The 26549-nt window shown below is 49.0% G+C and carries 21 protein-coding genes and 1 riboswitch; of the genes, 3 read left to right on the top strand and 18 right to left on the bottom strand.

The window, feature by feature from the left end; translation table 11 throughout:
• Positions 1-191 precede the first annotated feature (191 nt).
• From KTH90_RS10490 to KTH90_RS10500, 3 genes are all read right to left on the bottom strand, one after another.
• Entirely contained in the window at positions 192-662 is a 471-nt protein-coding gene (locus tag KTH90_RS10490; protein ID WP_158352354.1) for an acyl-CoA thioesterase, read from the bottom strand.
• 94 nt (positions 663-756) lie between these two features.
• On the bottom strand, positions 757-1386 hold the full coding sequence (locus KTH90_RS10495) for an ECF transporter S component (RefSeq protein WP_158352355.1): 630 nt from the start codon (positions 1384-1386) through the stop codon (positions 757-759).
• Positions 1387-1670: 284 nt separating this feature from the next.
• A riboswitch (FMN riboswitch) is annotated at positions 1671-1831 on the bottom strand.
• A 156-nt stretch (positions 1832-1987) separates the two neighbouring features.
• Entirely contained in the window at positions 1988-4132 is a 2145-nt protein-coding gene (locus tag KTH90_RS10500) for a Tex family protein (protein ID WP_238726767.1), read from the bottom strand.
• A 145-nt stretch (positions 4133-4277) separates the two neighbouring features.
• On the opposite strand from KTH90_RS10500, the gene KTH90_RS10505 reads away from it, so the two are divergent.
• A complete protein-coding gene (locus KTH90_RS10505; RefSeq protein ID WP_158352357.1) occupies positions 4278-4775 on the top strand; it encodes a hypothetical protein in 498 nt (165 codons plus the stop codon).
• Between the two features lie 56 nt (positions 4776-4831).
• Positions 4832-5617, top strand: coding sequence for a DUF975 family protein (locus KTH90_RS10510; protein ID WP_238726768.1), 786 nt, complete (start codon positions 4832-4834; stop codon positions 5615-5617).
• A 149-nt stretch (positions 5618-5766) separates the two neighbouring features.
• On the opposite strand, the gene KTH90_RS10515 is transcribed toward KTH90_RS10510, so the two are convergent.
• From KTH90_RS10515 to KTH90_RS10585, 15 genes are all read right to left on the bottom strand, one after another.
• The gene (locus KTH90_RS10515) at positions 5767-6975 is read right to left on the bottom strand and encodes an aspartate kinase (protein ID WP_158352359.1); all 1209 of its coding nucleotides are present in this window, start codon (positions 6973-6975) and stop codon (positions 5767-5769) included.
• Positions 6976-7011: 36 nt separating this feature from the next.
• Positions 7012-8217, bottom strand: a complete 1206-nt coding sequence (locus tag KTH90_RS10520) for a cofactor-independent phosphoglycerate mutase (protein ID WP_238726769.1) — start codon at positions 8215-8217, stop codon at positions 7012-7014.
• A 45-nt stretch (positions 8218-8262) separates the two neighbouring features.
• The gene (locus KTH90_RS10525; protein WP_238726770.1) at positions 8263-9486 is read right to left on the bottom strand and encodes a homoserine dehydrogenase; all 1224 of its coding nucleotides are present in this window, start codon (positions 9484-9486) and stop codon (positions 8263-8265) included.
• Between the two features lie 4 nt (positions 9487-9490).
• Entirely contained in the window at positions 9491-9934 is a 444-nt protein-coding gene (locus tag KTH90_RS10530) for an ACT domain-containing protein (protein WP_158352362.1), read from the bottom strand.
• A 434-nt stretch (positions 9935-10368) separates the two neighbouring features.
• Positions 10369-11494, bottom strand: a protein-coding gene (gene prfB, locus KTH90_RS10535) for a peptide chain release factor 2 (protein WP_408626287.1) whose coding sequence is annotated in 2 segments (ribosomal slippage) — positions 10369-11430 and positions 11432-11494 — 1125 coding nt in all. Because the reading frame shifts where the segments join, the coding sequence is not laid out codon by codon here.
• 45 nt (positions 11495-11539) lie between these two features.
• Entirely contained in the window at positions 11540-14107 is a 2568-nt protein-coding gene (secA, locus tag KTH90_RS10540; protein WP_158352364.1) for a preprotein translocase subunit SecA, read from the bottom strand.
• A 287-nt stretch (positions 14108-14394) separates the two neighbouring features.
• Positions 14395-16134 (bottom strand): thioester domain-containing protein, encoded by a 1740-nt coding sequence (locus KTH90_RS10545; RefSeq protein WP_238726771.1) that lies wholly within the window; start codon positions 16132-16134, stop codon positions 14395-14397.
• Positions 16135-16330: 196 nt separating this feature from the next.
• Positions 16331-16861: a ribosome hibernation-promoting factor, HPF/YfiA family gene (gene hpf, locus KTH90_RS10550; protein ID WP_158346295.1), complete on the bottom strand. Its 531-nt coding sequence runs from the start codon at positions 16859-16861 to the stop codon at positions 16331-16333.
• Positions 16862-17033: 172 nt separating this feature from the next.
• On the bottom strand, positions 17034-18365 hold the full coding sequence (locus KTH90_RS10555; RefSeq protein ID WP_158352366.1) for a D-alanyl-D-alanine carboxypeptidase family protein: 1332 nt from the start codon (positions 18363-18365) through the stop codon (positions 17034-17036).
• Between the two features lie 214 nt (positions 18366-18579).
• Positions 18580-19365 (bottom strand): phosphoribosylformimino-5-aminoimidazole carboxamide ribotide isomerase, encoded by a 786-nt coding sequence (gene hisA / locus KTH90_RS10560; protein WP_158352367.1) that lies wholly within the window; start codon positions 19363-19365, stop codon positions 18580-18582.
• Positions 19366-19526: 161 nt separating this feature from the next.
• Positions 19527-20480 (bottom strand): ABC transporter permease, encoded by a 954-nt coding sequence (locus tag KTH90_RS10565; protein WP_158352368.1) that lies wholly within the window; start codon positions 20478-20480, stop codon positions 19527-19529.
• A gap of 16 nt (positions 20481-20496) precedes the next feature.
• Positions 20497-21981 (bottom strand): sugar ABC transporter ATP-binding protein, encoded by a 1485-nt coding sequence (locus KTH90_RS10570; protein ID WP_238726772.1) that lies wholly within the window; start codon positions 21979-21981, stop codon positions 20497-20499.
• A 92-nt stretch (positions 21982-22073) separates the two neighbouring features.
• A complete protein-coding gene (locus tag KTH90_RS10575; RefSeq protein WP_238726773.1) occupies positions 22074-23120 on the bottom strand; it encodes a sugar ABC transporter substrate-binding protein in 1047 nt (348 codons plus the stop codon).
• Between the two features lie 62 nt (positions 23121-23182).
• On the bottom strand, positions 23183-24208 hold the full coding sequence (locus tag KTH90_RS10580) for a zinc-dependent alcohol dehydrogenase family protein (protein WP_238726774.1): 1026 nt from the start codon (positions 24206-24208) through the stop codon (positions 23183-23185).
• On the bottom strand, positions 24205-25041 hold the full coding sequence (locus KTH90_RS10585; protein WP_238726775.1) for an alpha/beta hydrolase: 837 nt from the start codon (positions 25039-25041) through the stop codon (positions 24205-24207). The genes KTH90_RS10580 and KTH90_RS10585 overlap by 4 nt, the downstream gene beginning before the upstream one ends.
• 335 nt (positions 25042-25376) lie before the next feature.
• On the opposite strand from KTH90_RS10585, the gene KTH90_RS10590 reads away from it, so the two are divergent.
• Positions 25377-26522: an ROK family transcriptional regulator gene (locus KTH90_RS10590; protein WP_158352373.1), complete on the top strand. Its 1146-nt coding sequence runs from the start codon at positions 25377-25379 to the stop codon at positions 26520-26522.
• Positions 26523-26549: the final 27 nt, after the last annotated feature.

Raw genomic sequence — 26549 nt, forward strand, 5'->3', positions numbered from 1 at the left:
TGTATTACTTGATTAATACAATAATACGAACCACTTATTTTGTCAACATATTTTTTCCATCTGTGAGTATAGCAGGGGTTTCTTCATTTTTTGTGGTGGAAATTCAAAAGTTTTTCTTAAGAAGACTAGGGCGTTTGGCGTGCGCAGCCATCCGCCTGCGGCGAGCCGCGTAACTGGAATAAGAAACGCCATCAGAATCCTTCCTGATGGCGTAATCTGCGCAGCTCATATCTGCGTTTTCCACTTTCCCACTCTATTCTGTCCATTTCGGTTTCCAGTCTGAGACCGGGCACTTCCTGCGCATTTCCCTGTTCGTCGATGGCTACCATCACCACATACGCAGTATTGATCAGACGTCTGGTGCCATCCAGCGCTTCCACATAAGTATCTACACGGATCTCCATGGAGGTCCGTCCTACATAGGTAACTTTTCCTATCAATACGATCGTCTGGTTTTTATATGCAGCGTGTTTGAATGTCAAATGATCAATCGCCGCCGTCGTGATCTCCATTCCACAGTGTCTCCTGGACACGATACCCGCCATCTCATCAATCCACTGCATGAGCATTCCACCAAACAGCCTTCCATAACCATTGATATGTTTCGGCAATAATACATATGCCTGTTCTGTCTTGGAATCATCTACTCTCTTCGTAATCATGGTGTTTGCCCTCGCTTTCTATCTTCTGATTATAGACTTGCCGGGCAGGGTTGTAAATATGTAATTGATTGGGATTGAAAGGAACGTTCCTGGCTCAGCGGCTTCCTCTATGAAGGATAGGACTGATATATTTGTAGAGAAGGAAGGTAATCAGGGAGACCACGACTCCTTTCAGGATGTTAAAGGGGGCTACCATCAGGATTACGAAGGTGGGCAGGCTTTTGACGACCGGGTTGATCGCAGATCCCATCTCAATGATGGAGGTTAATGGCCAGCCAAATGCGGAAGCATAAGCAGGGAGCAGGACGTAGGCATTGAGGAAACAGCCCAGTATCGTCATGGTCACAGTGCCTGCTGCCATACCGATAATGGCCGTCTTTCTGGATTTGCGGTGCTTGTAGATCATACCGGCGGGCAGGATGAAGGCACAGCCGATCAGGAAGTTGGCGGCTTCGCCGACTCCGGCTGTTATGGTTCCGTTTATGACCAGATTCAAGAGTATCTTGACCAATTCGATGAGGACTCCCGCTATAGGGCCCATAGCGAAACAGCCGATGAGGACCGGGACCTCGCTGAAGTCCAGTTCATAGAAGCTGGGGGCCATAAAGGGCAGTGGAATTTCAAATAGCATTAGTACGGTGGCGATGGCTGACAGCATGCCGATCTGGACGATGGTGCGGATGTTTACTTTACTTTTTTTGATGACGCCTACGTTTGTGCTCATGTTTGCACTCTCCTTATAATGTTTTGATGATGGTTTGGGTGTATAAGGAGCTCTTCCCATGAATGAAAAAGAGTTTCGCTTGCGAAACTCTCCGCCTGCGGCGGGCCGCGCAAGCGGCATCTTCCTTTCCACCGCAGTGCGATCCCCGCGGAGCGTTTTTTATTTCATAGGAGCACTTTCCTATGAAATAAAAAAATAGCCCTGAATGTGATATTCAGGGCATTGTAATTAGACTTATGTACGGATCTGTGCTGGTCCCATCACGAATCAGCAACGGTTTCCGTATCTCTCTTCTTTCATCCAGACTTTACTGTCGGTCCTGGAATTGATGCATTTCTTTTGGAAATTACACTCACCAGATCAGCCGCCTTGCAGCGGGTCGCGGACTTTACCGCCGGTCGGGAATTCTTCCATCCATGGAAGTCACCCTGCCCCGAAGAATCTCCTTATGCAGTTCACTGTTATCATACTGCGGCTGGAAGCACTTGTCAAGATTCACTTGAATCGTCCAGTATCAGGGGACAGGCCCCTTTCTCTACGCAGTTGCTTGAGAGACCGACTTTCCTGCCAAAAGATGCCAGTCCCCTCCGAATGAGTGAGGTTATAGGATCATAGTCAGCTGAATTCTCTTTTTCGCCAGATCCACACTCATAACCTTTACTTCTACAATGTCACCGACGCTGACTACTTCCAGCGGATGCTTCACGAATTTCTTATTGGTCAGCTGGGAAATGTGCACCAGGCCGTCCTGATGGACGCCAATATCCACGAATACCCCGAAATCGATGACGTTTCGTACCGTGCCTTTAAGCACCATTCCAGCTGTCAGATCCTTCATTTCCAGCACGTCGGTGCGCAGGATCGGCTTGGGCATCTCCTCTCTGGGATCACGGGCCGGCTTTTCCAGTTCCTTTACGATATCCCGCAGGGTAATCTCTCCGATCTCCAATTCCTGGGACAGTTTCTTATAATCCCGCACTTGTTTGGTAATGCCGTTAAGCCGGCGTTCTTTGATGTCTTCCTTGGTATAGCCTAATTTTTCCAGCAGCTTCTCCGTGGCTGTATAGCTCTCAGGGTGTACGCTGGTGGCGTCGAGGGGATTGTCACCGTCCAGGATTCTTAAGAAACCGGCACATTGTTCGTAGGCTTTCGGACCCAGCTTAGCCACTTTCAGCAGGCCTCTGCGTCCCCGGAATCTGCCGTTTTCCTCCCGGTAAGTTACGATGTTCTGGGCAATGACTTTGGAGATACCGGAGATATAGCCCAGCAGGGAAGCGGAGGCAGTGTTCAGGTCCACTCCCACTTTATTTACCGCATCTTCCACTACACCGCTTAACTGCTCGCCCAGCTTTTTCTGGTTCATATCATGCTGGTACTGGCCCACGCCGATGGATTTGGGGTCGATCTTGACCAGTTCAGCTAATGGGTCCTGCAGCCTTCTGGCTATGGAAGCGGCACTTCTTTGTCCTACATCGAAGTTGGGGAACTCTTCCGTGGCCAGCTTGCTGGCAGAGTAGACGGAGGCTCCGGCTTCGTTGACGATCACGTACTGTACCCGCTGGGGAATCTCTTTTAAGAGTTCCACGATGATCATCTCGGATTCCCGGGACGCGGTTCCGTTGCCAACGGAAATCAGGGTGATATTATATTTTTCTATCAGTTTCTTTAATATTTTCTTGGATTCTTCGACTTTGTTCTGAGGCGCTGTGGGATAGATGACAGTGGTGTCCAGCACCTTGCCTGTAGCGTCCACCACCGCCAGCTTGCAGCCGGTCCGGAATGCGGGGTCCCAGCCCAGCACCACCTGATTCACGATAGGTGGCTGCATGAGCAGCTGCTCTAAATTTTTGCCGAATACTTTGATGGCTCCGTCTTCGGCTTTCTCAGTCAGGTCACTGCGGATTTCCCGCTCGATAGCCGGCGCGATCAGGCGCTCGTAGCTGTCTGCCGCCACTTCTCTAAGTACAGGTGTCGTGTAAGGATTGTCCCGGGTAATGACCTGTTTTTCCAGATATCGAAGGATCTGCTCTGCGGGAGCCTCTATTTTAACCGTCAGGAATTTTTCCTTTTCCCCGCGGTTCAGTGCCAGAATCCGGTGGCCTACGGCTTTGGCGATCGGTTCTTCGAAGTCATAGTACATCTCATAGACAGACTGTGCTTTCTGATCCTTGGCCCTGGAGATCAGTTTGCCGGACTGCACCGTAGCTTTTCGTATATAACTGCGGTAATCAGCTTCATCTGAAATCAGCTCTGCCAGGATATCTTTTGCACCGGCAATGGCCTCTTCCACCGTATTGACTTCCTTCTCCGCGGAAAGGTAGTTTTTGGCCTCCTCCTCCACAGGCTTGTCCGTCATCTGCAGCTGGATCACCGCGGCCAGGCCTTCTAATCCTTTTTCTTTTGCGATCGTGGCCCGCGTGCGGCGTTTGGGCCGGTAGGGGCGATACAGGTCATCGACCACGACCAGCGTCTGGGCAGCCAGGATCTGTGCTTTGAGTTCCTCTGTCAGTTTCCCCTGCTCTTCAATGCTGGACAGTACCTGCTGCTTCTTCTCCTCCAGATTCCGAAGGTAAGTCAGCCGCTCCCCTAAGTTACGCAGCACTTCGTCATTTAAAGATCCGGTCACTTCCTTACGATAACGGGAAATAAACGGAATCGTATTGCCCTCGTCCAACAGTTTCACAGCGGCGTCCACCTGTTCGATCCGCACCCCTAATTCTTTTGCCAGTACCTCGTTAATATTCATAGAATGCTCCTTTTGTATACAAGTTATCTAAACATTAATTATAAATCATCCAAAACCGTGATTCAAGAAAGAATTGTTTTTCAGTGTTCTTGGTGTTACAATAGGGGCAGTATCCATAACAATGATAAAAGGAGAGGAAACCTTTATGGAATATAATAACGATCCGAATTCAAACTATAATCCGAGTCCTTATGACAATTCGGATTCTGGACAAAATCCTGATCCTTACGGATCAAAGACCCCACCGCCCTATAATCCTAACTACCGGCAGACACGGCCTAATGGAATGGCCACAGCCTCGATGGTAATCGGTATTCTGTCGATTGCCGGCCTTTGCTGCGGCGGACTGGGCGGACTTATGCTGGGTTCCCTTGCCCTGATCTTAAGTCTATTATCCAGGCGTTCTTCGGAACCCAGAAGCTCTCAGGCGCTGGCTGGTATGATCACGGGTATTATCAGTATGGTTATGGGGGTTGTCATCTTCCTCGTTTATCTGATCTTCATCTTCAGCTCCTCAGATTTCGAGAATATTTACGAAAATTACTACAACAATCTTCCCAATGGCGGTTACTACAATGATTTTGACTACAACGGCCAGTTTGATTTTAACGGCCTGGATGTAAACGATCCGAAAGATGTCTGAACCTGCCGCCCTTGACCATATTTATGAAATCTATAGAAATTGGAGTGTATACCATTATGAAACGAACTTCTGCCCAATTGAAACAAATGGCAAAAGACAGGCTGATTGGTAATTATGGAATGTGTATCGCCCTGTCTATCATCGTAAGCGTAATCTCTTCCGCAGTGATGTTCGTCTGCGAATTCGCTACCGGCATTTACCGCTATCCGATGACAGCCACCCCATATATCATGTATTTTGTCCTGGTGATCATCCTGTCGCTGTTAATCTCTGTTTTCAGCGCCGGTCTCACCTATTATTATATGAATCTGTGCCGCGGCCGCAAAGCGGATATCGGGAATCTGCTGTTTGCATTCAAACACCACCCGGACAAATTCATTCTGGTTTCGCTGCTTCTTTTTTTATTAACCTTCCTATGCCTGGTCCCCGGTTACGCCATTATGTTCATCTGGCTTTTCACACGTACCGGTTCTGACCTTCTGATGGCATTTTTAGTCATTGTGCTGCTGATCGTCGGTGTAGTGATCGATTATATCCTGATGCTGATGTTTTCCCAGCCCTTTTATATCCTGCTGGATGATCCCACAAAGGGCGTGATCCAGTCCATGAAAGAAAGCGCACAGCTTATGAGAGGAAATAAGGGACGTTATTTCTATATCCTCTTAAGCTTCATCGGCTGGATGCTTTTGGGCGCTCTTTCCTTTGGGATCGGCATGCTCTGGGTCAGCGCTTATCTGTCCGCCACCCAGGTATATTTCTACATGGATATCACCGGTGAGCTTGACCGTCCTGCCAGTCCTGTTGTGGATGTCCGGCCGGAACCGCAGCAATATATATACTAATAACATATCAATATACGATTTTTAGAAGGAAGGCATGCATTACGGGGTTCCGGAAATGGCATACCTTATATTACAGGAGGCCTGGTATTTTACCCAGGCCTCCTGTAATATTTGACAAGCGTACGTTAGCTGTCAACCCTTCTATCACTTTAATCTTCCAGTCCAAAGTAATCATGAACTGCCACCATGGCTTTTTCCGCTTCGCTCTCATTGATGAGAACCGTTACCCTGATCTCCGAGGTCGAAATCATCTTAATATTAACCCCCGCGTTGTACAAAGCCTCGAACATCTTGGCAGCCACACCCGGATTCGACATCATACCGGCTCCGATCACGGATACCTTCGCCACATTATCTTCATAAGTAATCTTCTGGGCGGTGATCCTGCTCTTGTTCTCTTCCAGGGTGTCTAACGCCTCCCTTAAGTCCGTACGGTCCACCGTGAAGGAGATATCTTTGGTCCCGTCCCGGCCGACAGACTGCAGGATAATATCTACATTAATGTTTTTACGCGCCAGCACATTAAATAATTTGAACGCGATACCTGGTTCATCTTTCAATCCGATCACAGAAATTCTGGCCGTATTCTTATCCGCGGCAACCCCGCTTAATAACATTCCTTCCACTTTAACTTCCTCCTTCACAACTGTTCCTTCAGCGGTATTTAAACTTGAACGCACGACTAACGGCACTCCATACTTCTTTGCCATTTCCACAGAGCGGTTGTGGAGCACTTTGGCCCCCAGTGTAGCCATCTCCAGCATTTCGTCGTAGGTGATCTCCTTTAACTTCTTAGCATTGGGCACAACTCTTGGATCGGCGGTGTACACCCCTTCCACATCTGTATAGATCTCGCAGGCGTCTGCGCGAAGCGCAGCTGCCAGCGCTACCGCCGTGGTATCGGAACCTCCGCGGCCCAGCGTCGTTAAGTCATCGTATTTATTGACACCCTGGAAACCTGTGATGATTACGATTTTTCTGCTGTCCAGCTCGTGCCGGATCCGCTCGGAATCAATTCTTTTCAGCCTGGAATTCCCGTATTTGGAAGTGGTGTGCATGGCTACCTGAAACGCGTTCAGGGAGACGGCCGGTACTCCCAGATAGTCCATCGCCATGGCCATCAGCGCCACACTGGTCTGCTCACCGGTAGTCAGCAGCATGTCCAGTTCCCGCTTAGACGCAAGGGGGTTGATATCATAAGCCTTCGCCAGCAGCTGGTCCGTGGTTTTTCCCATTGCCGAGAGCACCACCACGATATCGTGACCGCGCTTATAGTCCTCGATGCATCGTTTGGCCACATTCATGATTCTCTCTTTATCAGCCACTGATGAGCCGCCAAATTTCTTAACAATCAGCATATTTACCTCCTGTGCCGCATAATCACGGCGTATATTCTACTGTCCTGAAAACAGATAATCTATCATCTCATAGCCTTTGTCCACACGCTTCCCACTCTTCTGCGCTTCCCTCTCATTGTATTTCCAGCTATATGAGCCGGGAGCGCTGCTGTCATACAGCAGATAGGGGACCGGATCTGATGTGTGCGTCCTGACACAGATCGGCGTGGGATGGTCCGGCATGATAAGCATACGGAACGGCTCCCCAGACGCACTTAACTTCTCTTTTAACGGCCCGATCACACGGCCGTCCAGGTATTCGATGGACTGTACTTTCCGCTCCACACTTCCCTGGTGCCCCATCTCATCCGGAGCCTCCACATGAACATAGACAAAATCATATCCCTCATTTAAAAGCACGTCGGCCGCAGCCTGGGCCTTGCCTTCGTAGTTGGTATGCAGCGTGCCGTCCGCGCCTTCCACAATAATATTTTTCATACCGGCGCCTACCGCGATTCCTTTCAACAGATCTACCGCGGAAATCATGGCTCCCTTTTTATGATTTTTCTCCTCAAAGGAGGACAGGGCCGGCCGGGTTCCGGCTCCCCAGAACCACAGGGAATTGGCTGGACTCAAGCCCTTTTCCCTCCGGGCCTGATTCACAGGATGATTGACCAGTATACCGTAGCTTCTCTTCATCATATCATTGAGAACCGGATCCGTGGGAAGATATTTACCGATCTTCTGTCCCAGCACATCATGGGGCTGCGCCAGATCGATCACCTGGCCCTGATCCCAGATCAACAGATGCCGGTAGCTGGTTCCCACGTAAAATTTGTACATATCGGTCTCAAGTTCCGCTCTCACCGCTTCCAGAAGCTGGGCCGCTTCCTGCGTACTGATCTCTCCGGAGCTGTGATCCAAAATCACTTTCTCCTCGTACGGCACGACATCCTCCGACAGGGTGACAATATTACAGCGCATGGCGATGTCGGTCGGTTTCATATCCACTCCGATGCTCAGCGCTTCCAATGGGGAACGGCCGGTATAGTAGTCTCTGGGATTATAACCCAGCACCGCCAGATTAGCCGTATCGCTTCCGGGTTTCATCCCTTCCGGGATCGTCTGCACCAGACCGATCTCAGAAACAGCCGCGAGCTCATCCATCACCGGTGTCTTTGCATACTCCAGGGGCGTCAACCCCCCCAGCTCATCAATAGGCCGGTCTGCCATACCGTCCCCTAGTACCACAACATACTTCATGATATCCTCCAGTACCGCAATTTGCGTCTATTTACATTCGCATTTTTAAATTCGCTCTTCCACACGGATTCTTTTTAGTATACCAGGCACTTCTGCCGCTTTTTTCTTATAATCCGCCTCGCTCATCAGCCCGCTGACAAATCCGAACTCGTCTTTGTATTCCGGAACCCGTACCAGCTTCACATCGCCGAATACTTCTTTTATTTTCCCCAAATCCGTGTCCGGGCTTCCTGAAACCCGAACAAAAAATTTGCTTCTGGAATCCGCGATGTCGCCCAATTCCAGCTTCTGACTGCTCCAGGACACCATAATGTTGCGCTCCTGATGCTTCGCCGCATCGATCACATCTGAAACCACTGCGCTGGCAGTCGGCAGTTTGCCTGCTCCGCTTCCATAGAACATCACATCGCCCAGCACATTCCCATGCAGGAAAATAGCGTTAAACACGCCGCTCACACTGTAGAGCGGATGATCTTCATTTAACAGGAAAGGAGCAACCATCGAATAAAACCGCCCATTCTCCTTCCGGCTGGTCGCCAGAAGCTTGATGACCATTCCCATCTGCTTCGCATAGGCGATGTCGTGTACGGAGATCTTCGTAATTCCTTCCGTGTATATATCCTGATAATCCACCTGCTGTCCCGCAGCCAGGGAGGTCAAAATCGCGATTTTCCTGCAGGCATCGTAGCCTTCCACATCCGCTTCCGGATTCCGCTCCGCATAACCGCGGTCCTGGGCTTCCTTCAAAACCGTGTCGAATTCCAGCCCCTCTTCTGACATCTTCGTCATGATATAGTTCGTCGTACCGTTTAAGATACCGGTAATCTCATCAAATTCATCCGCAGTCAGGGAGGAGTTCAACGGCCGGATGATGGGTATTCCGCCACCTACGCTGGCTTCAAACAGATAGTTGATATTCTTCTCCTTGGCAATCGCCAGAAGTTCGGCTCCATGCTTCGCAACCAGCTCTTTGTTGGAGGTACAAACGCTTTTTCCAGCCAACAGGCAGCGTTTCGAGAATGTATAAGCCGGTTCCACACCGCCCATTGCCTCCACAACAATCTTAACCTCCGGATCATTTACAATCGTCTCAAAGTCATGTACCAGAACCGGTTCCACCGGATCTCCCGGGAAATCTCTCAGATCCAGGGCATATTTCACCCGGATTTCCTGTCCGGCTTTCTGGTCAATGCTGCTCTGATTTGTATCTAACACTTCCACAACTCCGGACCCTACCGTTCCGTATCCCAATACCGCGATTTTAATCATCTCGTCACTCCCTAGCTAATATTTTAATATAATGAATTCCATCATTACGCTCAATCGTATCCAGCATCTGTGTCACATCCCCGGTTGTCGGTAAAATATCCACGCTGAGGGTCAGCGACGCGATCCCGTTAACAGGAATACTCTGGTGTATCGTCAAAATATTTGCATGAAAATCCGCAACTGTCTTCACCACCTCAGACAATAATCCTGGTTCATCATCCATCTGCATCACAAAAGTTATGGTCTTTCCCCGGACATTATCATGAAACGGAAATATGTCATCCTTGTACTTATAGAAAGAACTCCTGCTGATCCCCAGCATTTCCGTTGCCTCCTGTACGGTTTCGACCTTCCCCGACTCCAGCAGGCGCTTGGCTTCGATCACTTTCAACAGTACCTCCGGCACTGCTTTTCGTTTCACCAGATAGTATTTACTTTCTTCTGCCATATGATCACCTTTCGTGTGTGTGCAGGAAATACATTTGTGTTCACATCAAAGATGTTATCACACTTACCTGCTTCATGCAACCTTTTTTTCGGTATGTAGGGAATGTTTTGGGGCTGGCGGGGAGGGAACTGGAACTGGGACCGGGATGAGAGGGAGACGGCCCAAAAGTGACGGGGCCAAATCGCTTGAGGCCGTACCTTAGAACGGGTTACGCAGAAGAGGGCGAAACCTCGCAGGACCCGGGGCACTGTTTGAGCCGTCCTTTGGCGAGTTTGCCCCGGGTCCTGCTAATCAGAGGTTTCGTACTCTTCGGAGTTACCCGTTCTTAGGTACGGCCGATGCGATTTGGCCCCGTCACTTTTGGGCCGCCGCCCTCCGGGCCAGTCCTTACGACAGCCCGCTCCGGCCCCCAGCTCCTACGCTAGCCCTCCGGATCACTCCGCTGTCATTTTATTGGAAAGGCTCTGCCATTTTAGATAAGCGCTGATAAAGGGATCCAGATTTCCGTCCATCACGCTGTCTACATTGCCGGTTTCCTCGCCGGTGCGGTGGTCTTTGACCATGGTGTAGGGCTGCATGACATAGGATCGGATCTGGTTGCCCCATCCGATTTCTTTGACCTCACCGCGGATGTCGGAGATTTTATCTGCGTTTTCCTGCTTTTTCAGCATATAGAGTTTTGATTTTAACATCTGCATAGCTTTGTCTTTGTTGCTGTGCTGGGAACGCTCGTTCTGGCACTGGACCACGACCCCGGTGGGAATGTGGGTGATCCGGATGGCGGATGAGGTCTTGTTAATATGCTGGCCGCCGGCTCCGCTGCTTCGATAGGTATCGATCCGGATATCGTCGTCGTTGATTTCTACGTCCAGGTCTTCTTCGATATCGGGCATTACATCGCAGGAGGCAAAGGAGGTCTGCCGTTTTCCCGCGGCGTTAAAAGGCGAGATACGGACCAGACGATGGACTCCCTTCTCGGATTTCAGATAACCGAAAGCATTTTCTCCGGATACCTGGAAGGTAACGGACTTAATGCCCGCTTCGTCTCCGTCCAGATAGTCCAGCACTTCTAAAGAGTAGCCTTTGGACTCGGCCCAACGGCAGTACATCCGGTAGAGCATTCCGGTCCAGTCGCAGGATTCTGTGCCGCCTGCTCCGGCATGGAGTGTGACGATCGCGTCGTATCCGTCAAACTCATCGGAGAGCAGGGTCTTGATGCGGATCTTATCCAAATTGGAGCTGAAATCGTCCATCATCTCCTGAATCTCCGGGATCAGGGACTCGTCATTTTCCTCGTATCCCATCTCGATCATAGTCTGAATATCGTCGTAGGTCTGCTCCAGATGGCGGCAGGTCTCTACATCTGACTTCAGGCCTTTTAGTTCTTTCATCAGCTTCTGGGAACGATCGGTGTCATCCCAGAACCCGGGAGCTTCCATTTCCCGCTCCAGCTCTTCGATTCTCTTCTCTTTGACTGCTAAGTCAAAGTGAATCCCTCACTTCCGCTAATGGAGTCTCATATGAGCTGAGTGTTACTTTAAATTGATCTAATTCTACCATTGCTTCACCTTCTTTCCTGTATTTAACATCGCTGCATTTAATGTGTTATGCGCGGCGGCCACAGCATTGTTTGTATTTCTTTCCGCTGCCGCAGGGGCAGGGATCGTTGGGATAGACTTTTTCGGACTCACGGCGCTTTGGCGCTTTCACGGCGCTGTCATCTTTGTTCGTTCCGGTTACTTTGGCCACCTGTTCACGTTCCGCTTTCTCTTCCACACGGATGTGCATCAGAATACGGACCGTATCCTCCTGGATGCTGGCAGTCATGACGTCGAACATCTCGTAACCTGCCATCTTATATTCTACCAGCGGATCTCTCTGGCCGTAGGCCTGGAGGCCGATTCCCTGGCGGAGCTGATCCATATCGTCGATGTGGTCCATCCATTTCCGATCGATTACCTTTAACAGGAATACACGCTCCAGTTCACGCAGCGTCTCAGCTTCGGGGAATTCCGCTTCTTTGGTCTCGTAGAGCTTTACGCCTTCTTCCTTCAGTTTGTGTTTTAACTGGTTCTTCTTCAGACCGGCTACTTTCTCTTCGGTGATGGGCGCTACCGGAATGATCTGGCGCAGCATCAGGTTTAATTCTTCCAGATTCCATTCCTCCGGATCCTGGTCGTCTCCTATAACAGTATCTACACAACTTTCCGTAATATCAGTAATCATCTTGTAGATGGAATCCCGCATGCTCTCTCCATCCAGCACCCGGCGTCTCTCTTCGTAGATGATTTCCCGCTGCTCGTTCATTACCTGGTCGTATTGCAGCAGATTTTTACGGATTCCAAAGTTATTATTTTCAATCTTCTTCTGGGCGGTTTCGATGGCGTTGGACAGCATCTTGTGCTCGATCTGCTCACCCTCGGGAACACCCAGGGTATTGAACATGGTCAGCATCCGCTCGGAACCGAACAGACGCATCAGGTCGTCTTCCAGTGAAATATAGAAGCGGGATTCTCCAGGATCTCCCTGACGTCCGGAACGTCCCCGCAGCTGGTTATCGATACGTCTGGATTCATGACGTTCCGTACCGATGATCTTCAGTCCGCCCGCTTCTCTGGCCGCGTCGTCCAGCTTAATATCCGTACCACGGCCGGCCATATTGGTAGCGATGGTCACCGCGCCGTGGACACCGGCCTGAGCGACGATCTCAGCCTCCAGCTCATGGAATTTCGCATTCAGCACATTGTGCTGAATTCCTTTTTTCTTCAGCATGCTGCTTAAGAGTTCTGAAGTCTCGATGGTAATTGTACCCACCAGTACGGGCTGCCCTTTGGCATGGGACTCCACAATCTCGTCGATTACTGCTTTGTATTTTTCTTTCTTGGTCTTATATACCGCGTCCTGATTGTCTTTTCGGATCACAGGACGGTTGGTGGGAATCTCTACAACGTCCATTCCGTATATCTCACGGAATTCCTTTTCTTCCGTCAGTGCGGTACCGGTCATACCGGATTTTTTCGTATATTTATTGAAGAAATTCTGGAACGTAATCGTTGCCAGGGTCTTACTCTCTCTTTTTACCTGCACGTGTTCTTTTGCTTCGATAGCCTGATGCAGGCCGTCGGAATAACGTCTTCCGGGCATCAGACGGCCGGTAAATTCATCAACGATGATGACTTTATCTTCCTGAACCACATAATCCTGATCCCGGAACATCAGATAGTGGGCCCGCAGCGCCAGGATTATATTGTGCTGGATCTCGATGTTTTCCGCATCCGCCAGGTTTTCAATCTTGAAGAATTCCTCTACTCTGCGCACGCCTTCCGCGGTCAGGTTCACCTGCTTATCTTTTTCATTTACAATAAAGTCTCCGGTCTCCTCGATGTCCTCTCCCATAATGGCGTCCATCTTGGAGAATTCTTTGCTCTCCTCACCACGCTTTAAACGTCTGGCCAGCATGTCGCACACTTCATATAGTTTGGTGGACTTACCGCTCTGGCCGGAGATAATCAACGGGGTTCTGGCTTCATCAATCAGGACGGAGTCGACCTCATCGATGATCGCATAGTGCAGCTCCCGCTGTACCAGCTGGGCCTTATAGATTACCATGTTGTCCCTCAGGTAATCAAACCCCAGTTCGTTATTGGTTACATAGGTGATATCGCAGTTATAGGCAACGCGTCTCTCGTCGTTGGTCATGGAATTTAATACAACACCGACTTTCAGGCCCAGGAACTCGTGTACCTTTCCCATCCACTCCGCGTCACGGTGCGCCAGGTAATCATTGACGGTTACGATGTGTACGCCTTTCCCTTCCAGTGCGTTCAGATAGGCCGGCAGCGTGGATACCAGCGTCTTACCTTCACCAGTCTTCATCTCAGCGATACGGCCCTGATGAAGGATGATTCCTCCGATCAGCTGTACCCTGTAATGTTCCATATTCAGTACACGTCTGGCCGCTTCTCTGACCGTTGCAAATGCTTCCGGCAGAATATCATCCAGTGTCTCGCCGCTTCCCAGACGCTGCTTAAACTCTCTGGTCTTGTCCCGCAATTCTTCATCGGACAGGGACATCATCGTATCTCTCATAGCCTCGATCTTGTCTACGATCGGATAGATGCGCTTCAGCTCATGGTCGCTGTGGGTACCAAATACTTTTTCTATTAATTTCATACCTTGTTCGCTCCTATTTTATCTTTCTATATGGTCACATATACCACATTGTAACACCATCGGAGGGCGAATTCAACAAACTTCTGGTGAACTTCTGCTGAAATACTGCGGAACTTCTGTGATTTGAATTGACGGGATCTTACGCAGTCCTCTCCCCATCCACTTATAAAATGTGGCCGTAACACTTCACTATTATTGTTACGGCCACTTTTTATGAGCTGATATTAAGCTGTATCCCGCTTAAGAAAAATCTCCTGTGCAGTGATCAGTATTTTAGGATCGTATTTTCAGTGAACCTTGGGAGAGGGCGACTTTATAGGGCAATAGGGTATTTTACAACATGGTTCACAAATACAGGGTGGTTTGGGCGGACAAGGTGGTTCTGGATGGCAGGGCGGCTTGGGCGGGCACGGCGGCTCCGGGGGGCACGACGGTTTGGGCGGACACGGCGGCTCTGGAGGGCACGGCGGTTTGGGCGGGCACGGCGGCTCTGGAGGGCACGGCGGCTTGGGCGGGCATGGCGGCTCTGGAGGACACGGCGGCTCCGGAGGATACGGGGGTTTAGGTGGATACGGTGGGCACGGCGGCTCCGGAGGGTACGGGGGTTTAGGTGGATACGGTGGGCACGGCGGCTCCGGAGGATACGGGGGTTTAGGCGGATACGGCGGGTATGGCGGCTCCGGAGGGTACGGAGGTTTAGGCGGATATGGGGGCCGGTCGGGATCCTGCGGATACATCCACCATGGAATACAACACGGCCATCCTAAAAAGGGTGGATATGAACCGCATATCAGACCGCCGGCATTTCCATTGTTGCTACTGTTATTGTTATTATTACTCGTATTATTGTTGTTATTGTTGTTATTATTGTTATTGTTGTTATTCAGTATTTGAATACCATTGCCATGGAATTTCCCCTTGCCTCCTACTAATTGAGGATTGATCAGGCATACGCAGATATCAGCGTTCTGCGTTACAGTCTGGTCCTCAAAGGCGGAGCCGATCGGCTGATAGTTGAGCGCTGTACTGTTTGGTTTCATTGTGATTACACGGGTGATCGTACCGGTTAGGGTTGCTTTTACGCGAAAACACAGGCTGTTGGAACTCATGCGCAGTGCGATATAGAACTCTTGATTCAACGTCGGATAGGTTATCGGGTTACCGCAAAAGTCCATGAAGGTAGCTGTGAAGTCATCATCACATACACACAGAGGCTCTATCGTAATCGCTGGCTGGCCGTTGAAGTTGGATATAAGCCGGAAAGGCCCCATCATAACCCGGTCGCAGACCGTGCGTATTTCATCGGGACAGCCACGAAATATAAGATATGGCGTAGCTGAATTACCGGGTATACTGCCTTTGTTGCAGCAGTTAATGAGTTCATTGCGGCAGGTACAGGAAGATGCCGCCGGAATGCTGGAATTACCGGTCGTGCCGGCATCTGCGTAACTGCCGGCCAGTTCCAGAAGTTTTAGTACTGCGGCTCTTAGCCGGTCGGATTTGGGATGGGGCGCTCCGGTTGTACAGTCCAGAAAGTAGACTTCGTCCGGGGCGATCTGGCCCAGCAGCACCCACAGTGCTATCTGTACCACCGCATAGGCATCGTTGTTATCCAGAACCGGGGAGGCTTTGTCATCGACACCGACCAGCGCAAAGGTATCGGAAGCGCTTACTGTCGGGAATGCGTTCGCCAAAATCCATGCCAGCATAGTTTTTTGCCTGGCAGCTGCGTTTGGAAACAGGCTTTCGAATGTTGTACTTTGATAAGGGACGTCACCGTAAGGGCCATCGGCGAATTTATCCAGGCAGTAGGCCAGTCTCTCGCTCCCCTGAGCGGTAAGGAAAAACTGGAAGATCTGATTGTGATCTTCTCTGTTCAGGCGATACCGGGAGGCTCCCGTATAGGACAGGCTGCAATAGCTTTCCGGTCCTGCATTTCCATCAACGGTTCCTGTAATATCCGAACCCTCATATATAAGGAAAGGACGCGACAGTGATACCTGCAGCGCATTATTTAATTCTATCATTTCAATTACTCCTTCTATAATCCATTGGTAAATAGTTCTTACCTATAATAGATTATGCCGGTTAAATTAATGAGTTCCGGCAGAACGGAGTTTTTATGCGGCAGGACATATCCCAGATCATGTTTTCCCAATAAATGAAAAGCGCTGCCGTTCAGATTTTACTCTGATAACGGCAGCGCATCTTTATTCTATATCTTTAGAATTCCGGCTCGATCAGTCCGTAGGTATTTCCTTTTCGTTTATAGACAACATTTACTTCGTCTGTTTCCGCATTGCGGAAAACAAAAAAGCTGTGTCCTAACAGTTCCATTTGAATACAGGCATCTTCCGGATACATAGGTTTCATGCCGAAACGCTTGGTACGAATAATCCTGATTTCGTCGTCTTCCTCATAATCCTTGTCAATATAGGCCTGCTGAAAGTTACCCGCGGCCTGTTGCTTTTTATCTACGATTTTATTCTTGTATTTCTTTAACTGCCGTTCGATCACTTCTTCCACCAGATCGATGGAGACATACATATCGTTGCTGACCTGCTCCGAACGGATAATGTTTCCTTTTACCGGAATGGTTACTTCTATTTTCTGTCTTTCTTTCTCAACACTCAAAGTTACGATGACTTCTGTTTCAGGAGTGAAGTACTTTTCTAACTTTCCTAGCTTGTCCGTAATTGCTGCCCTTAAACCTTCTGTCACATCGATATTTTTTCCGCTGATTATAAAACGCATGATGCTCAACTCCTTTATGAATTATTCCCACATTGGAGCGTTTTACCGCATTCACATATGGTATTATTATTATACCATATTAACAGTTTTTTACAATCATTTTACCGGATCTTTGCATTGATTGGATCTTTGCATTGATTGGATCTTTGCATTGATCAAACCTCCCCCGGGATCAGAACCTCAGCTTCCGCCCCCGGCGCCTGCGGCGCGGGCGTCTGAATATCAGGACCAGAACAACGATCAGTATGACGGCCAGGACTGCCGCGGCTACGATGACCCAGGGATTAATCTTCAGGATCCCTTGCGCGGAATTCTTTCGGCTTAGATTTGTAGACGCCTGGAACTTGTACGCATTCTCCGCGTTTAATACGACTCGTCCGGTACCGACATAGTAACCGTTATAGGTATAACGCATGCTTCCGGCCGTCTCATCGTCTTGGGCTTCGGGTATGAACTCTGCCTCTATCTGGTCCCAGCCCGCCGGTCCGGGAATCACGATGTAATCCTCGGAGTTGATGCCTAACAGGGGCTGCTCTTTCATAAAATCACCCAGCCCCAGCGGATTGTCATCTGATTCCTGTTCTGCCGTCCCGGTGTCCGCCTCTGACAGATTCATGCGTTTAAAATTCTGAAAGCCGTAATCCAACAGCGCCTTGGTGTCGGTATATTGACCGGTCTGGGAGGATTTCATAATCACACAGATCAGATCCATATTATTTTTATGTGCAAAGGTGACCAGGGTGTATCCAGCGGATGCTGTCCAGCCGGTCTTTCCTCCTGTCCAGCCATCATATGGATATTTCCCATTGGATTTCATCTCGTGATGATTGGCCCTGGCCCTGGGTTCCGGGCAGTACTCGTCCGCCGGTATCGTGTAAACCATGGTTTGCGCGATCTGGCAAAACACCGGGTTTTTGAGGGCTTCCTGGGAGATCAGCGCCATATCATAGGCTGTCGTATAGTGTTCCGGATCCGGCAGGCCGCTGGCGTTCATAAAGTGTGTGTTTTCACAGCCCAGCTTTTTTGCCTCTTCATTCATCATGTCCACGAATTTGGAAAGGCTTCCCCCTATATGTTCCGCTACCGCGTAGGACACATCATTAGCCGACGCCAGCATAATCCCATAGAGACACTGCTCCATAGTCAGCTTATCCCCCTCGTCGATACCTCCCAGTTTGGCATCCGAGGCCCCTACGCTGAATACGGCATCATGGGAAAAAGTCACGGACTCATTTAAAGAACTGTTGTTAAGAGCCAGTAAAGTTGTCATGATTTTGGTGATACTGGCCGGATATAATTCTTCATGACTATTCTTTTCATATAAAATAGCTCCAGTGCCGGCCTCCATGACAATGGCGGACTCCGCCTCCACACTGGGCCCCTGGGGCCATCCTTCCGGAAACTGGGCAGTTGGAACGGCCGCCAGCGCAGTCTTTGTGTTTTCTATGAGAAGTATACATAAGATAACGGAAACTATGATATATTTAAATTTCTTACGAAACATAAGTTCTCCTTTAAACCTGCCTGTATTAAGAATCCGGGTATGGCCATAACCGGATTTTATCCATATGCCAAATTATCCATAAGCTAAAATTTCCGTATCTATTATAGCAGAGAATTTTGTCTGAAATTCTTAACTTTTTGTGAAATCTTTTGTTTAAACACGAAAAATGGAGAATTCTGTCAGAATTCTCCTATTCCGTGATCCGTATTTTCTATTATTCTCTGGACGCTTCGCAGAAATCCAGCACTCTATTATAATCCATAGAGCCGCCAAAAAGATCCAGAGCGCTGCCGATCGTCACATCCAGACGGTTCTGTCCCAGAATGTATAATTGCTCCAGATGGTCAAAATTACCAACACCGCCGGCATAGGTGACCGGGATCCCCTCCCAGTCTCCCAGCATCTCCACCAGATCAAATTCGATTCCCTGCGCTCTGCCCTCCACGTCTGCGGCATGGATCAGAAATTCGCCGCAATAGGCGGCCAGCTCATCCAGTGTATCCGGATTCACTCTGACTTCCGTGAAGTTCTGCCATCGGTCCGTTACGATATAATAACCGTCCTCCTTGCGCCGGCAGCTCAGGTCCAGAACCAGGTGCTCTCTTCCCACAAGGCGGCTGATGGCCTTCAGATTTTCCTCCTGAATATTCCCTTCCCGGAATACATAGGAGGTTACGATCACATGGGAAGCTCCCATCCGCAGGTATTCCAACGCGTTGTCTAAAGCGATTCCCCCGCCGATTTGAAATTCTCCCGGACAGGCTTTTAACGCCAGCTCCGCCTGTTGCCTTGTCGCCTCATAATAAGGGGATTCCCTGTGATTCAGCAGAATAATATGTCCGCCGCTAAGCCCGTCTTTTTGATAGAACCGGGCATAATAGGCCGCATCCTGCTCGGCCACGAAGTTCTCTAAAGCCTGGTCTCCCTGGTCCTGCAGGCTTCCTCCGACGATTTGTTTTACCTGTCCGTTATGTATATCAATGCATGGACGAAATTTCATTTGCAAGCCCTGCCTTTCTCATAAATGATCCTTTCTCGTAAAGAGAATACGTTCTTCATTTATTATCCTATAAGGTGAAGGTCTTGTAAATATATACTTTTTTATCTTTCTGCTAATTTTTTTCTGCTAGTCTTTTTCTGCTAATCCCTTTCTGCTAAACGTTAGTTCTTCTTGAAATTCCTTTTAAAACTATCCATACCGATTGCCAGCAGCAGTACTACCCCTTTCACCAGAAGCTGGTAATACTCGCCCACGTTAAGAAGTGTCAGGCCGTTGTTCAGCAGACCGATGACAATCACTCCCAGGATGGCACCGAGCACATCGCCCTCGCCTCCCAGAATGCTGACGCCTCCCAATACAATCCCGCTGATCACGTCAAATTCAAAGCCGTTTCCGGTAGTCGGCTGCCCCGAGTTGACTCTGGAAAGCCAAACGATGCCGGCCAGACCGGAGAAGAAGCCGCAGACACTGTAGGCCAGTACTTTTACCTTTGTGGTATTGACTCCGGAGAGGTTGGTGGCTTCCTCGTTTCCGCCGATGCAGTAGAAATATCTTCCTATATAAGTTTTGTTGAGAAAGACTGCCCCCAGGACCGCCACAATAATTAATACGATTACCGGAATGGGAATCGCTCCCACATATCCTTGTCCCAGTGTCTTAAAGGACTCGGGAAATCCAAAGATCGGCTGGCCTTTGGAAATAATATAGCTCAATCCTTTCAGCATATTTTGCATACACAGGGTTGCGATCAGCGGAATTAATTTTCCATAGGCAACCAGAATGCCGTTAAAGGTTCCCAGCAGCGTTGTGATCAGAATCGCCACAAGACTTGCGGGGACCGGATGCATCCCCATATTTACCATCATAAATGCGCAGACGATATTTACCAGAGTAACCTGTGCGCTGATGGACAGATCGATTCCGCCGGTCAGCATCACGCAGATCATACCAATTCCCGCAATTCCAATCATGGAAATCTGACGGAATACATTCAGAAAATTATCAAGACTTAAGAATGCCGGAGACAACACCGTAAAGAATATGATAATGCCAATCAGCAGCAATACAATCGGCAGTTTACTCGATTTTCCTATTTTTAACGCAATTCCTTTCATCTTCTATCCTCCTTCATTATGTGCCGGATGCCATGGACAGGATACGATCCTGGCTGAACTCCTCTTTCGTAAGTTCTCCGGTCTTACAGCCCTCACACAATACGATAATCCGGTCTGAGACACCGATCAGTTCTTCCATCTCCGATGAAATCATGAGAATACATTTTCCTTCTTCCGCAAGCTGATTCAGGAGCTTATAAATCTCCTGCTTTGCGCCGACATCGATTCCTCTCGTCGGTTCATCGAAAATCAGATACTCACAATTGGCCCCCAGCCATTTGGCCAGCACGACCTTCTGTTGATTACCGCCGCTTAAGTTCTTGGCTTTCTGTTTCATGGAAGGAGTCTTTATATTCAGCGCGGTCTGCTGGTCTTGTGCCATCTTCCCTTCCCGTTTTTTGCTGATCATGATCCCCTTGGATATCCGCGGCAGTGACGGCAGGGATATATTTTCCTGCAGGTCGAAATCCAGCAGAAGTCCCAGCTGCTTTCTGTCTTCCGGGATCAGGCCCATCCCGCAGCGCACGGCCTGCTTCGGCGAACGGATTGTGATTTGTTTTCCGTCCAGATAAAGCGCACCGGTCTCCGGTTTTCTCAGGCCGTAGATTAATTGCGCCAGCTCCGTCCTGCCTGCCCCTACAAGCCCTCCAAGCCCCAGTATCTCGCCATGCCGGACGGACAGGCTGATGTCCTTCACCCCGTTTCCGGAAAAATTCCTGATCTCCAGCCCTACCTCCCCGATCCTGCAGTTCCGGGCCGGAAATGTCTCGTTCAGATCCCTGCCCACCATATAATGAATCAGTTCCGTTTTATCTGTATCCTTTGTGTTCAGTGTGGTAATGTACTGTCCGTCCCGTAACACGGAGATCCGGTCTGTAATCTGGAATACTTCATCCAGTCTGTGGGAGACGTAGATGATCGTCACGCCTGCTTCTTTCAGCTTCAGAACCAGCTGCAGCATGGTCTGGACTTCTTCCTCCGTCAAAGCGGCGGAGGGTTCGTCCATAATCAGGATTCTGGCATCCTTCGAAAGGGCTCTGGCAATTTCAACCATCTGCTGATAGGCGACGGTCAGCTTACCGACCGGTTTTCTGACATCTATTTTGATTCCCAGATCTTCAAATATCTTTCGGGAACGCCTATCCATTTCTTTGCGCTCGATCATCACGCCTTTTCGAACCGCAGAACCCAGGAATACATTTTCCGAAACGGAAAGGGCAGGTACCATCATTAATTCCTGGTAAATAATCGCAATGCCGAGATCTTTGGATATCTTCGTATCCATGGCTTCTACTTTTTTCCCATCCATGTAGATCACGCCGCCGTCCGGCTGGATTGCCCCGGCGATCACTTTGATCAGTGTTGATTTTCCCGCACCGTTTTCTCCCATAAGTGCATGGATTTCCCCTTTTCTAAAATCCAGGCTGACTTTGTCCAGAGCCTTTACCCCGGGATATTCTTTCACGATTTCCTGAACCGATAGTATGTTGTTATTTTCCATCTCTTCACCCTTTGCTCCTGAAATTCGGATTTGCCCTGTTCTTCCAAGCTTCGAAGCCTGCCCCATATGAGGCAGGCCCCGCAGTATCCCTGCTATTTCAGGTATTCATCCACATTGGAACTGTCCACGACCTCATTCGGGGTATAGTATACTTCTTCATAGCTGCCACCCAAAAGTGCTTTCAGCGCTTCCATGATTCCATCCGCCTGTCCCTTCGGGCTGCCAAGGCTTACCGACATTTTAAAAGGAGTGTTATTTTTGATCTTTGTCAGCGCTTCGTCGGTTCCGTCAATAGAGAAGATGCCCACTTCATCGGCGCCTGTTCCTTTTGCTTCCAGTACTTCGCTTGCACCCAGAGCACCTCCGTCACCAAAACACATAAATGCCTTCACTTCCGGATGGGCCTGCAGGATATTTTCCGCATTTGACATTCCATCGGTTACATTCGCTGCGGAAGCGGATGCCACAACCTGCGCATTGGGAGCGGTCTCTTTTAAGCCTTCCTTCATGCCGTCCACACGGTCGATACATTCTTTGATCGAGGGCCATTCATAGATCGCGACCTCTGTCTTGGCATCCTCTCCGAACGTTTTATTCAGCCATTCGCCGCAGGCGGTTCCCACCATTTTCCCTACAGTAAAGTTATCATTAATATAGGAAAGATCTGCTTCCGGGAAAGAGACTCCGTCCGCCATCATATAGATCCCTTTGTCATGCGCTTTCTTCGATACGTCCGTCAGAGAATTCGCATCGGCCGGCTGGACAACTACCACATCCACGCCGCTGGTCACAAAATTCTCAACCTGGGTAATCTGTTTTCCGGAGTCCGCGCCATTGTCGACCGCAGCTACTTCCCATCCCAGTTCTTCGCACATTTCCGTGATATACTGGATCTTTGCCGCCCAGGTAGGATTTGCCAGATCCTGTATCGTATAGCCGATCTTATAACTGCCTTTCTCACCATTCTGATTCTCCTGCCCCGCAGCAGGGGCTGCCGTGTCCTTATCTGTCCCGGTTCCCTGGGGAGTTGCAAGAGCATCTGATTTTGCAGGTTCCTCCGCATTTGAGGTACATCCTGTCATCAGCATGATTCCCGCCAGCATAGCCGCTAACACACTTTTCATAATCTTTCTCTTCATTTTTCTTCTCCTTTATTCTTTGAAATTTAAATAAAAACTACCTGTATCGATTTATCGTAAAACTAGATCCAGGGTGATATGACATATTTTCCCTTGGATCTTCGTTCCGGGCTGCTGAGTATGCCAGCTAATTCACCGAGCCCTGCGGTTTCACAGATCATGGACTTAACATCCACCTGACCGGAATCGATCAGGTCCAGCGCTCTTTTCTGGGTATAGGGATTAATATAGGAAGATTTCAGTTCTATTTCTTTTTCAAATATTTCAAAAGGTCTTATCTTAAGCTCATCATCCGGTTTCGTGAGACCGAACATCATCACAACCGATTTCTTACCAGCCAGATCAATGGCCTGCCGGATTGTATTTACATTACCTACACATTCAATCACCGTGTCCAGTCTGCTGATTCCCTGTTCTGCCAGCAACTTCCCGACGTCTGTCCCAATCGGGTTTATGCACAGATCCGCTCCCATTCTGCGGCCCATATCGCGTTTGCCTTCTACGGGTTCCAGCAGCACAACCGAGGCCGCACCTGAAAGCTTGGACAGCTGAACCATAAGCAGGCCGATCATTCCGCCGCCGATCACCGCCACATGGCTGCCCGGCTGAACCCCGCACATGTCAATGCCGTGTAGGCAGCAGGCCAGAGGTTCCGTCATCGCCCCCTGTTCAAAACTGGTATGTTTCCCCAACCGGTATACCTGTCTTTCATCCACGCTGCAGTATTGGGCAAATCCACCGTTCACAGTGGTTCCATAGCCGGTCATGTGTTCGCAGAAATGCGCGATTCCATCCCGGCAATACGCACAGTTTCCGCAGTAATGATTCGGGTCCACACTCACTCTCTCGCCAGCCCTGATCCCTGTGACTAGTTTACCTGCCGCTTCCACAACACCTGAAAACTCGTGCCCCAGGATCGTAGGAGGCGTACAGGCCGCCGCCCCCTTGTCTCCCTCATAAATATGTACATCCGTTCCGCATATGCCGCAGGCCTCTACTTTGATCAGCACATCTCTTTCGCCTACCTGCGGCATCGGCACCTCTTCCACCTTGATGTCATGTTTTCCATAAAATACTGCTGCTTTCATTGTCTGCCTTCTTTCTTTAAATGTTTGTTCAGAAATTCCAAAACGATCAGTTTTGTCTCTTCCTGTACAAATGGCTCATCGGCGTGTCCCGCCCCCTCCAATATACAGCACTCTGCCGGGATTCCCCGGTCAGTCAGCGCTCTGTACAGTTCTTCGCTCTGCCCGGGCGGAACTTGTGTATCCGCGTCTCCATGCAGCAGCATGGTCGGAGGGCACTCATCCTTCAATAAGTTCATGATGTCGGGATACTGCTTAAAATCAGGAGGTACCGGCACAACTTCCGGACAAAAATCCATCTCCGAGGGTTTTGTCACAGGATAGAAAGCCACAACCGCCTGCACATTTACCGGATATTCCTCATATCCGCCGGTCTTATACTCTTGATCATCACCGGTCACACCGGCCAGCAGACTCAGATATCCGCCGGCTGATTCTCCGGCCAGTGCAAAGCGTTCCGGGTCTAAATTGTATTCTTTGGCATGGGCCCTCAGGAATCGGACCGCTGATTTGATATCCTCCAGTTGTTCCGGGAACCTGGTACGGCAGGTAGTACCGTATTCCACGCTTGCCACAGCGTATCCCCTCTTCGCGAACCAGGCAAGTTCCGGAATCCAGACATTCCGGTCCATTGTAGTAAAACCTCCTCCGCATAACCAGACTATCAACGGCAGCTTTTCTTTCCTGTCGTATTCAAAAAACTGTCTGCTGCGCATCAAGCTCAATTTCAATGGCCGGTAGGTAGCGCCGCACCATTCGCTGCGCTGTCCGTAGACAATTTCCGACGCTAAAGTGACGACTCGCTTTTCTTTTGGGATTGACATATGTCGTAACATTTCTTCCCCCTTTTGTAATTTACTTATGTAAATGTGTTTTATTAAACTAATTATTATATTATCAGAATTGATTCCATATAACAATTTCTAATTTTGCTAAATTTTGAGATTATTTTTTGTACATTTGTTATAAATTCAAAAAATTAATGTAAAATATTAATAAAAACACTCTCGTAAAGGTAGAAAATCGAGATTGATGAAAATATAAATAACCGAATATTATTGAGACAGGTATGTGATTTCCACTTTACTAAAGGAATGATTGACTTTTTCCTTTCTTACTGTTATATTGTTTTATATACAACTTTTGTAAAAGTCTTATGAGGTGAAAACAATTGAATGCAACAACCCTAACATCCACAGATTTAAAGAAAATCAACAGAAGTAAAGTATTTGAAAACATCTATAATAATAAAATCACCTCCCGACAGACCATTGCCACCGATCTCAATCTCAGTCTGCCCACCGTAAACCAGAATCTGAAAGAACTGGAGGAGCTGGGCCTCATCGAAAAGAATGGCCTGTATCAGTCTACCGGCGGCCGGAAAGCGCAGATGATCTCCTGTGTCCACACAGCCCGAATCGGTATCGGAGTAGAAGTTCTGAAATCTATCTCCTATATCGCTGCTATCGATCTCTATGGCCACTCGCTGGAAGAATCCTCGCTCATGCTCCAGTTCGATAACACAGAAGATTGCTTCCAGAAATTAGCGGACTGGATCAACCAGTTCATACGGGAAATTCCATATCCCGCAGAACATATTCTGGGAGTTGGCATCGGAATTCAGGGACTTACCTCACAGGACGGCAAACTGGCAACTTATGCGGAGATCCTGGGTGCCACTGATATGTCTCTGGACAGTTTTTCCAGGTATATTTCTCTCCCCTGTATCTTAATCCACGATTCTGAAGCCGCTGCCTTCGCCGAGCTCTGGCACCAAAAAGAGATCACAGACGGTGTCTATGTCTCACTGAACCGGAATCTGGGAGGAGCGGTTATACTCAACAAACATATCTATCACGGCCAGGAAGCCCGAAGCGGCGTTTTTGAACATATGTGTATGGTGCCGGACGGAAAGCCTTGTTACTGTGGGAAAAAGGGCTGTGTGGAAGCGTATTGCTCCGCCAACAGTCTGAAAGAATTGATAAAAGAATCTGGGATAGAAGAAGATTTCAACAGCTTTTTTAACTATCTGCGGCATGGCGACAAGATACGGCAGGACATCTGGACCTCCTATCTGCGCAATCTCGCACTGGCAATCAGCAATATACATACGGTTCTGGATAATGATGTAATCCTGGGCGGGCTGGTTCAAACCTATATCTGTGCGGAAGACATTACGGTTCTATATAGCTTTGTCCAGGAATATTATCCATTTCCGCTTCACAATTTCTCTATTAAGCCGGGAATATGCGGGGAACGGTCTGCCACCATCGGCTGCGCTCTTTACTATATAGACAAATTTTTGAAGGGTATATGAATTTGTACACTCCTCTTAAGAAAAGCT

It is taken from the genome of Diplocloster modestus, from assembly GCF_019042245.1.
Lineage (GTDB): Bacteria > Bacillota > Clostridia > Lachnospirales > Lachnospiraceae > Diplocloster > Diplocloster modestus.

Bases quoted from the DNA above. Each gene is read 5' to 3' on its own strand.
- KTH90_RS10490 (WP_158352354.1), bottom strand. From the start codon at position 662: ATGATTACGAAGAGAGTAGATGATTCCAAGACAGAACAGGCATATGTA.
- KTH90_RS10495 (WP_158352355.1), bottom strand. From the start codon at position 1,386: ATGAGCACAAACGTAGGCGTCATCAAAAAAAGTAAAGTAAACATCCGC.
- KTH90_RS10500 (WP_238726767.1), bottom strand. From the start codon at position 4,132: ATGAATATTAACGAGGTACTGGCAAAAGAATTAGGGGTGCGGATCGAA.
- KTH90_RS10505 (WP_158352357.1), top strand. From the start codon at position 4,278: ATGGAATATAATAACGATCCGAATTCAAACTATAATCCGAGTCCTTAT.
- KTH90_RS10510 (WP_238726768.1), top strand. From the start codon at position 4,832: ATGAAACGAACTTCTGCCCAATTGAAACAAATGGCAAAAGACAGGCTG.
- KTH90_RS10515 (WP_158352359.1), bottom strand. From the start codon at position 6,975: ATGCTGATTGTTAAGAAATTTGGCGGCTCATCAGTGGCTGATAAAGAG.
- KTH90_RS10520 (WP_238726769.1), bottom strand. From the start codon at position 8,217: ATGAAGTATGTTGTGGTACTAGGGGACGGTATGGCAGACCGGCCTATT.
- KTH90_RS10525 (WP_238726770.1), bottom strand. From the start codon at position 9,486: ATGATTAAAATCGCGGTATTGGGATACGGAACGGTAGGGTCCGGAGTT.
- KTH90_RS10530 (WP_158352362.1), bottom strand. From the start codon at position 9,934: ATGGCAGAAGAAAGTAAATACTATCTGGTGAAACGAAAAGCAGTGCCG.
- secA (WP_158352364.1), bottom strand. From the start codon at position 14,107: ATGAAATTAATAGAAAAAGTATTTGGTACCCACAGCGACCATGAGCTG.
- KTH90_RS10545 (WP_238726771.1), bottom strand. From the start codon at position 16,134: ATGATAGAATTAAATAATGCGCTGCAGGTATCACTGTCGCGTCCTTTC.
- hpf (WP_158346295.1), bottom strand. From the start codon at position 16,861: ATGCGTTTTATAATCAGCGGAAAAAATATCGATGTGACAGAAGGTTTA.
- KTH90_RS10555 (WP_158352366.1), bottom strand. From the start codon at position 18,365: ATGTTTCGTAAGAAATTTAAATATATCATAGTTTCCGTTATCTTATGT.
- hisA (WP_158352367.1), bottom strand. From the start codon at position 19,365: ATGAAATTTCGTCCATGCATTGATATACATAACGGACAGGTAAAACAA.
- KTH90_RS10565 (WP_158352368.1), bottom strand. From the start codon at position 20,480: ATGAAAGGAATTGCGTTAAAAATAGGAAAATCGAGTAAACTGCCGATT.
- KTH90_RS10570 (WP_238726772.1), bottom strand. From the start codon at position 21,981: ATGGAAAATAACAACATACTATCGGTTCAGGAAATCGTGAAAGAATAT.
- KTH90_RS10575 (WP_238726773.1), bottom strand. From the start codon at position 23,120: ATGAAGAGAAAGATTATGAAAAGTGTGTTAGCGGCTATGCTGGCGGGA.
- KTH90_RS10580 (WP_238726774.1), bottom strand. From the start codon at position 24,208: ATGAAAGCAGCAGTATTTTATGGAAAACATGACATCAAGGTGGAAGAG.
- KTH90_RS10585 (WP_238726775.1), bottom strand. From the start codon at position 25,041: ATGTTACGACATATGTCAATCCCAAAAGAAAAGCGAGTCGTCACTTTA.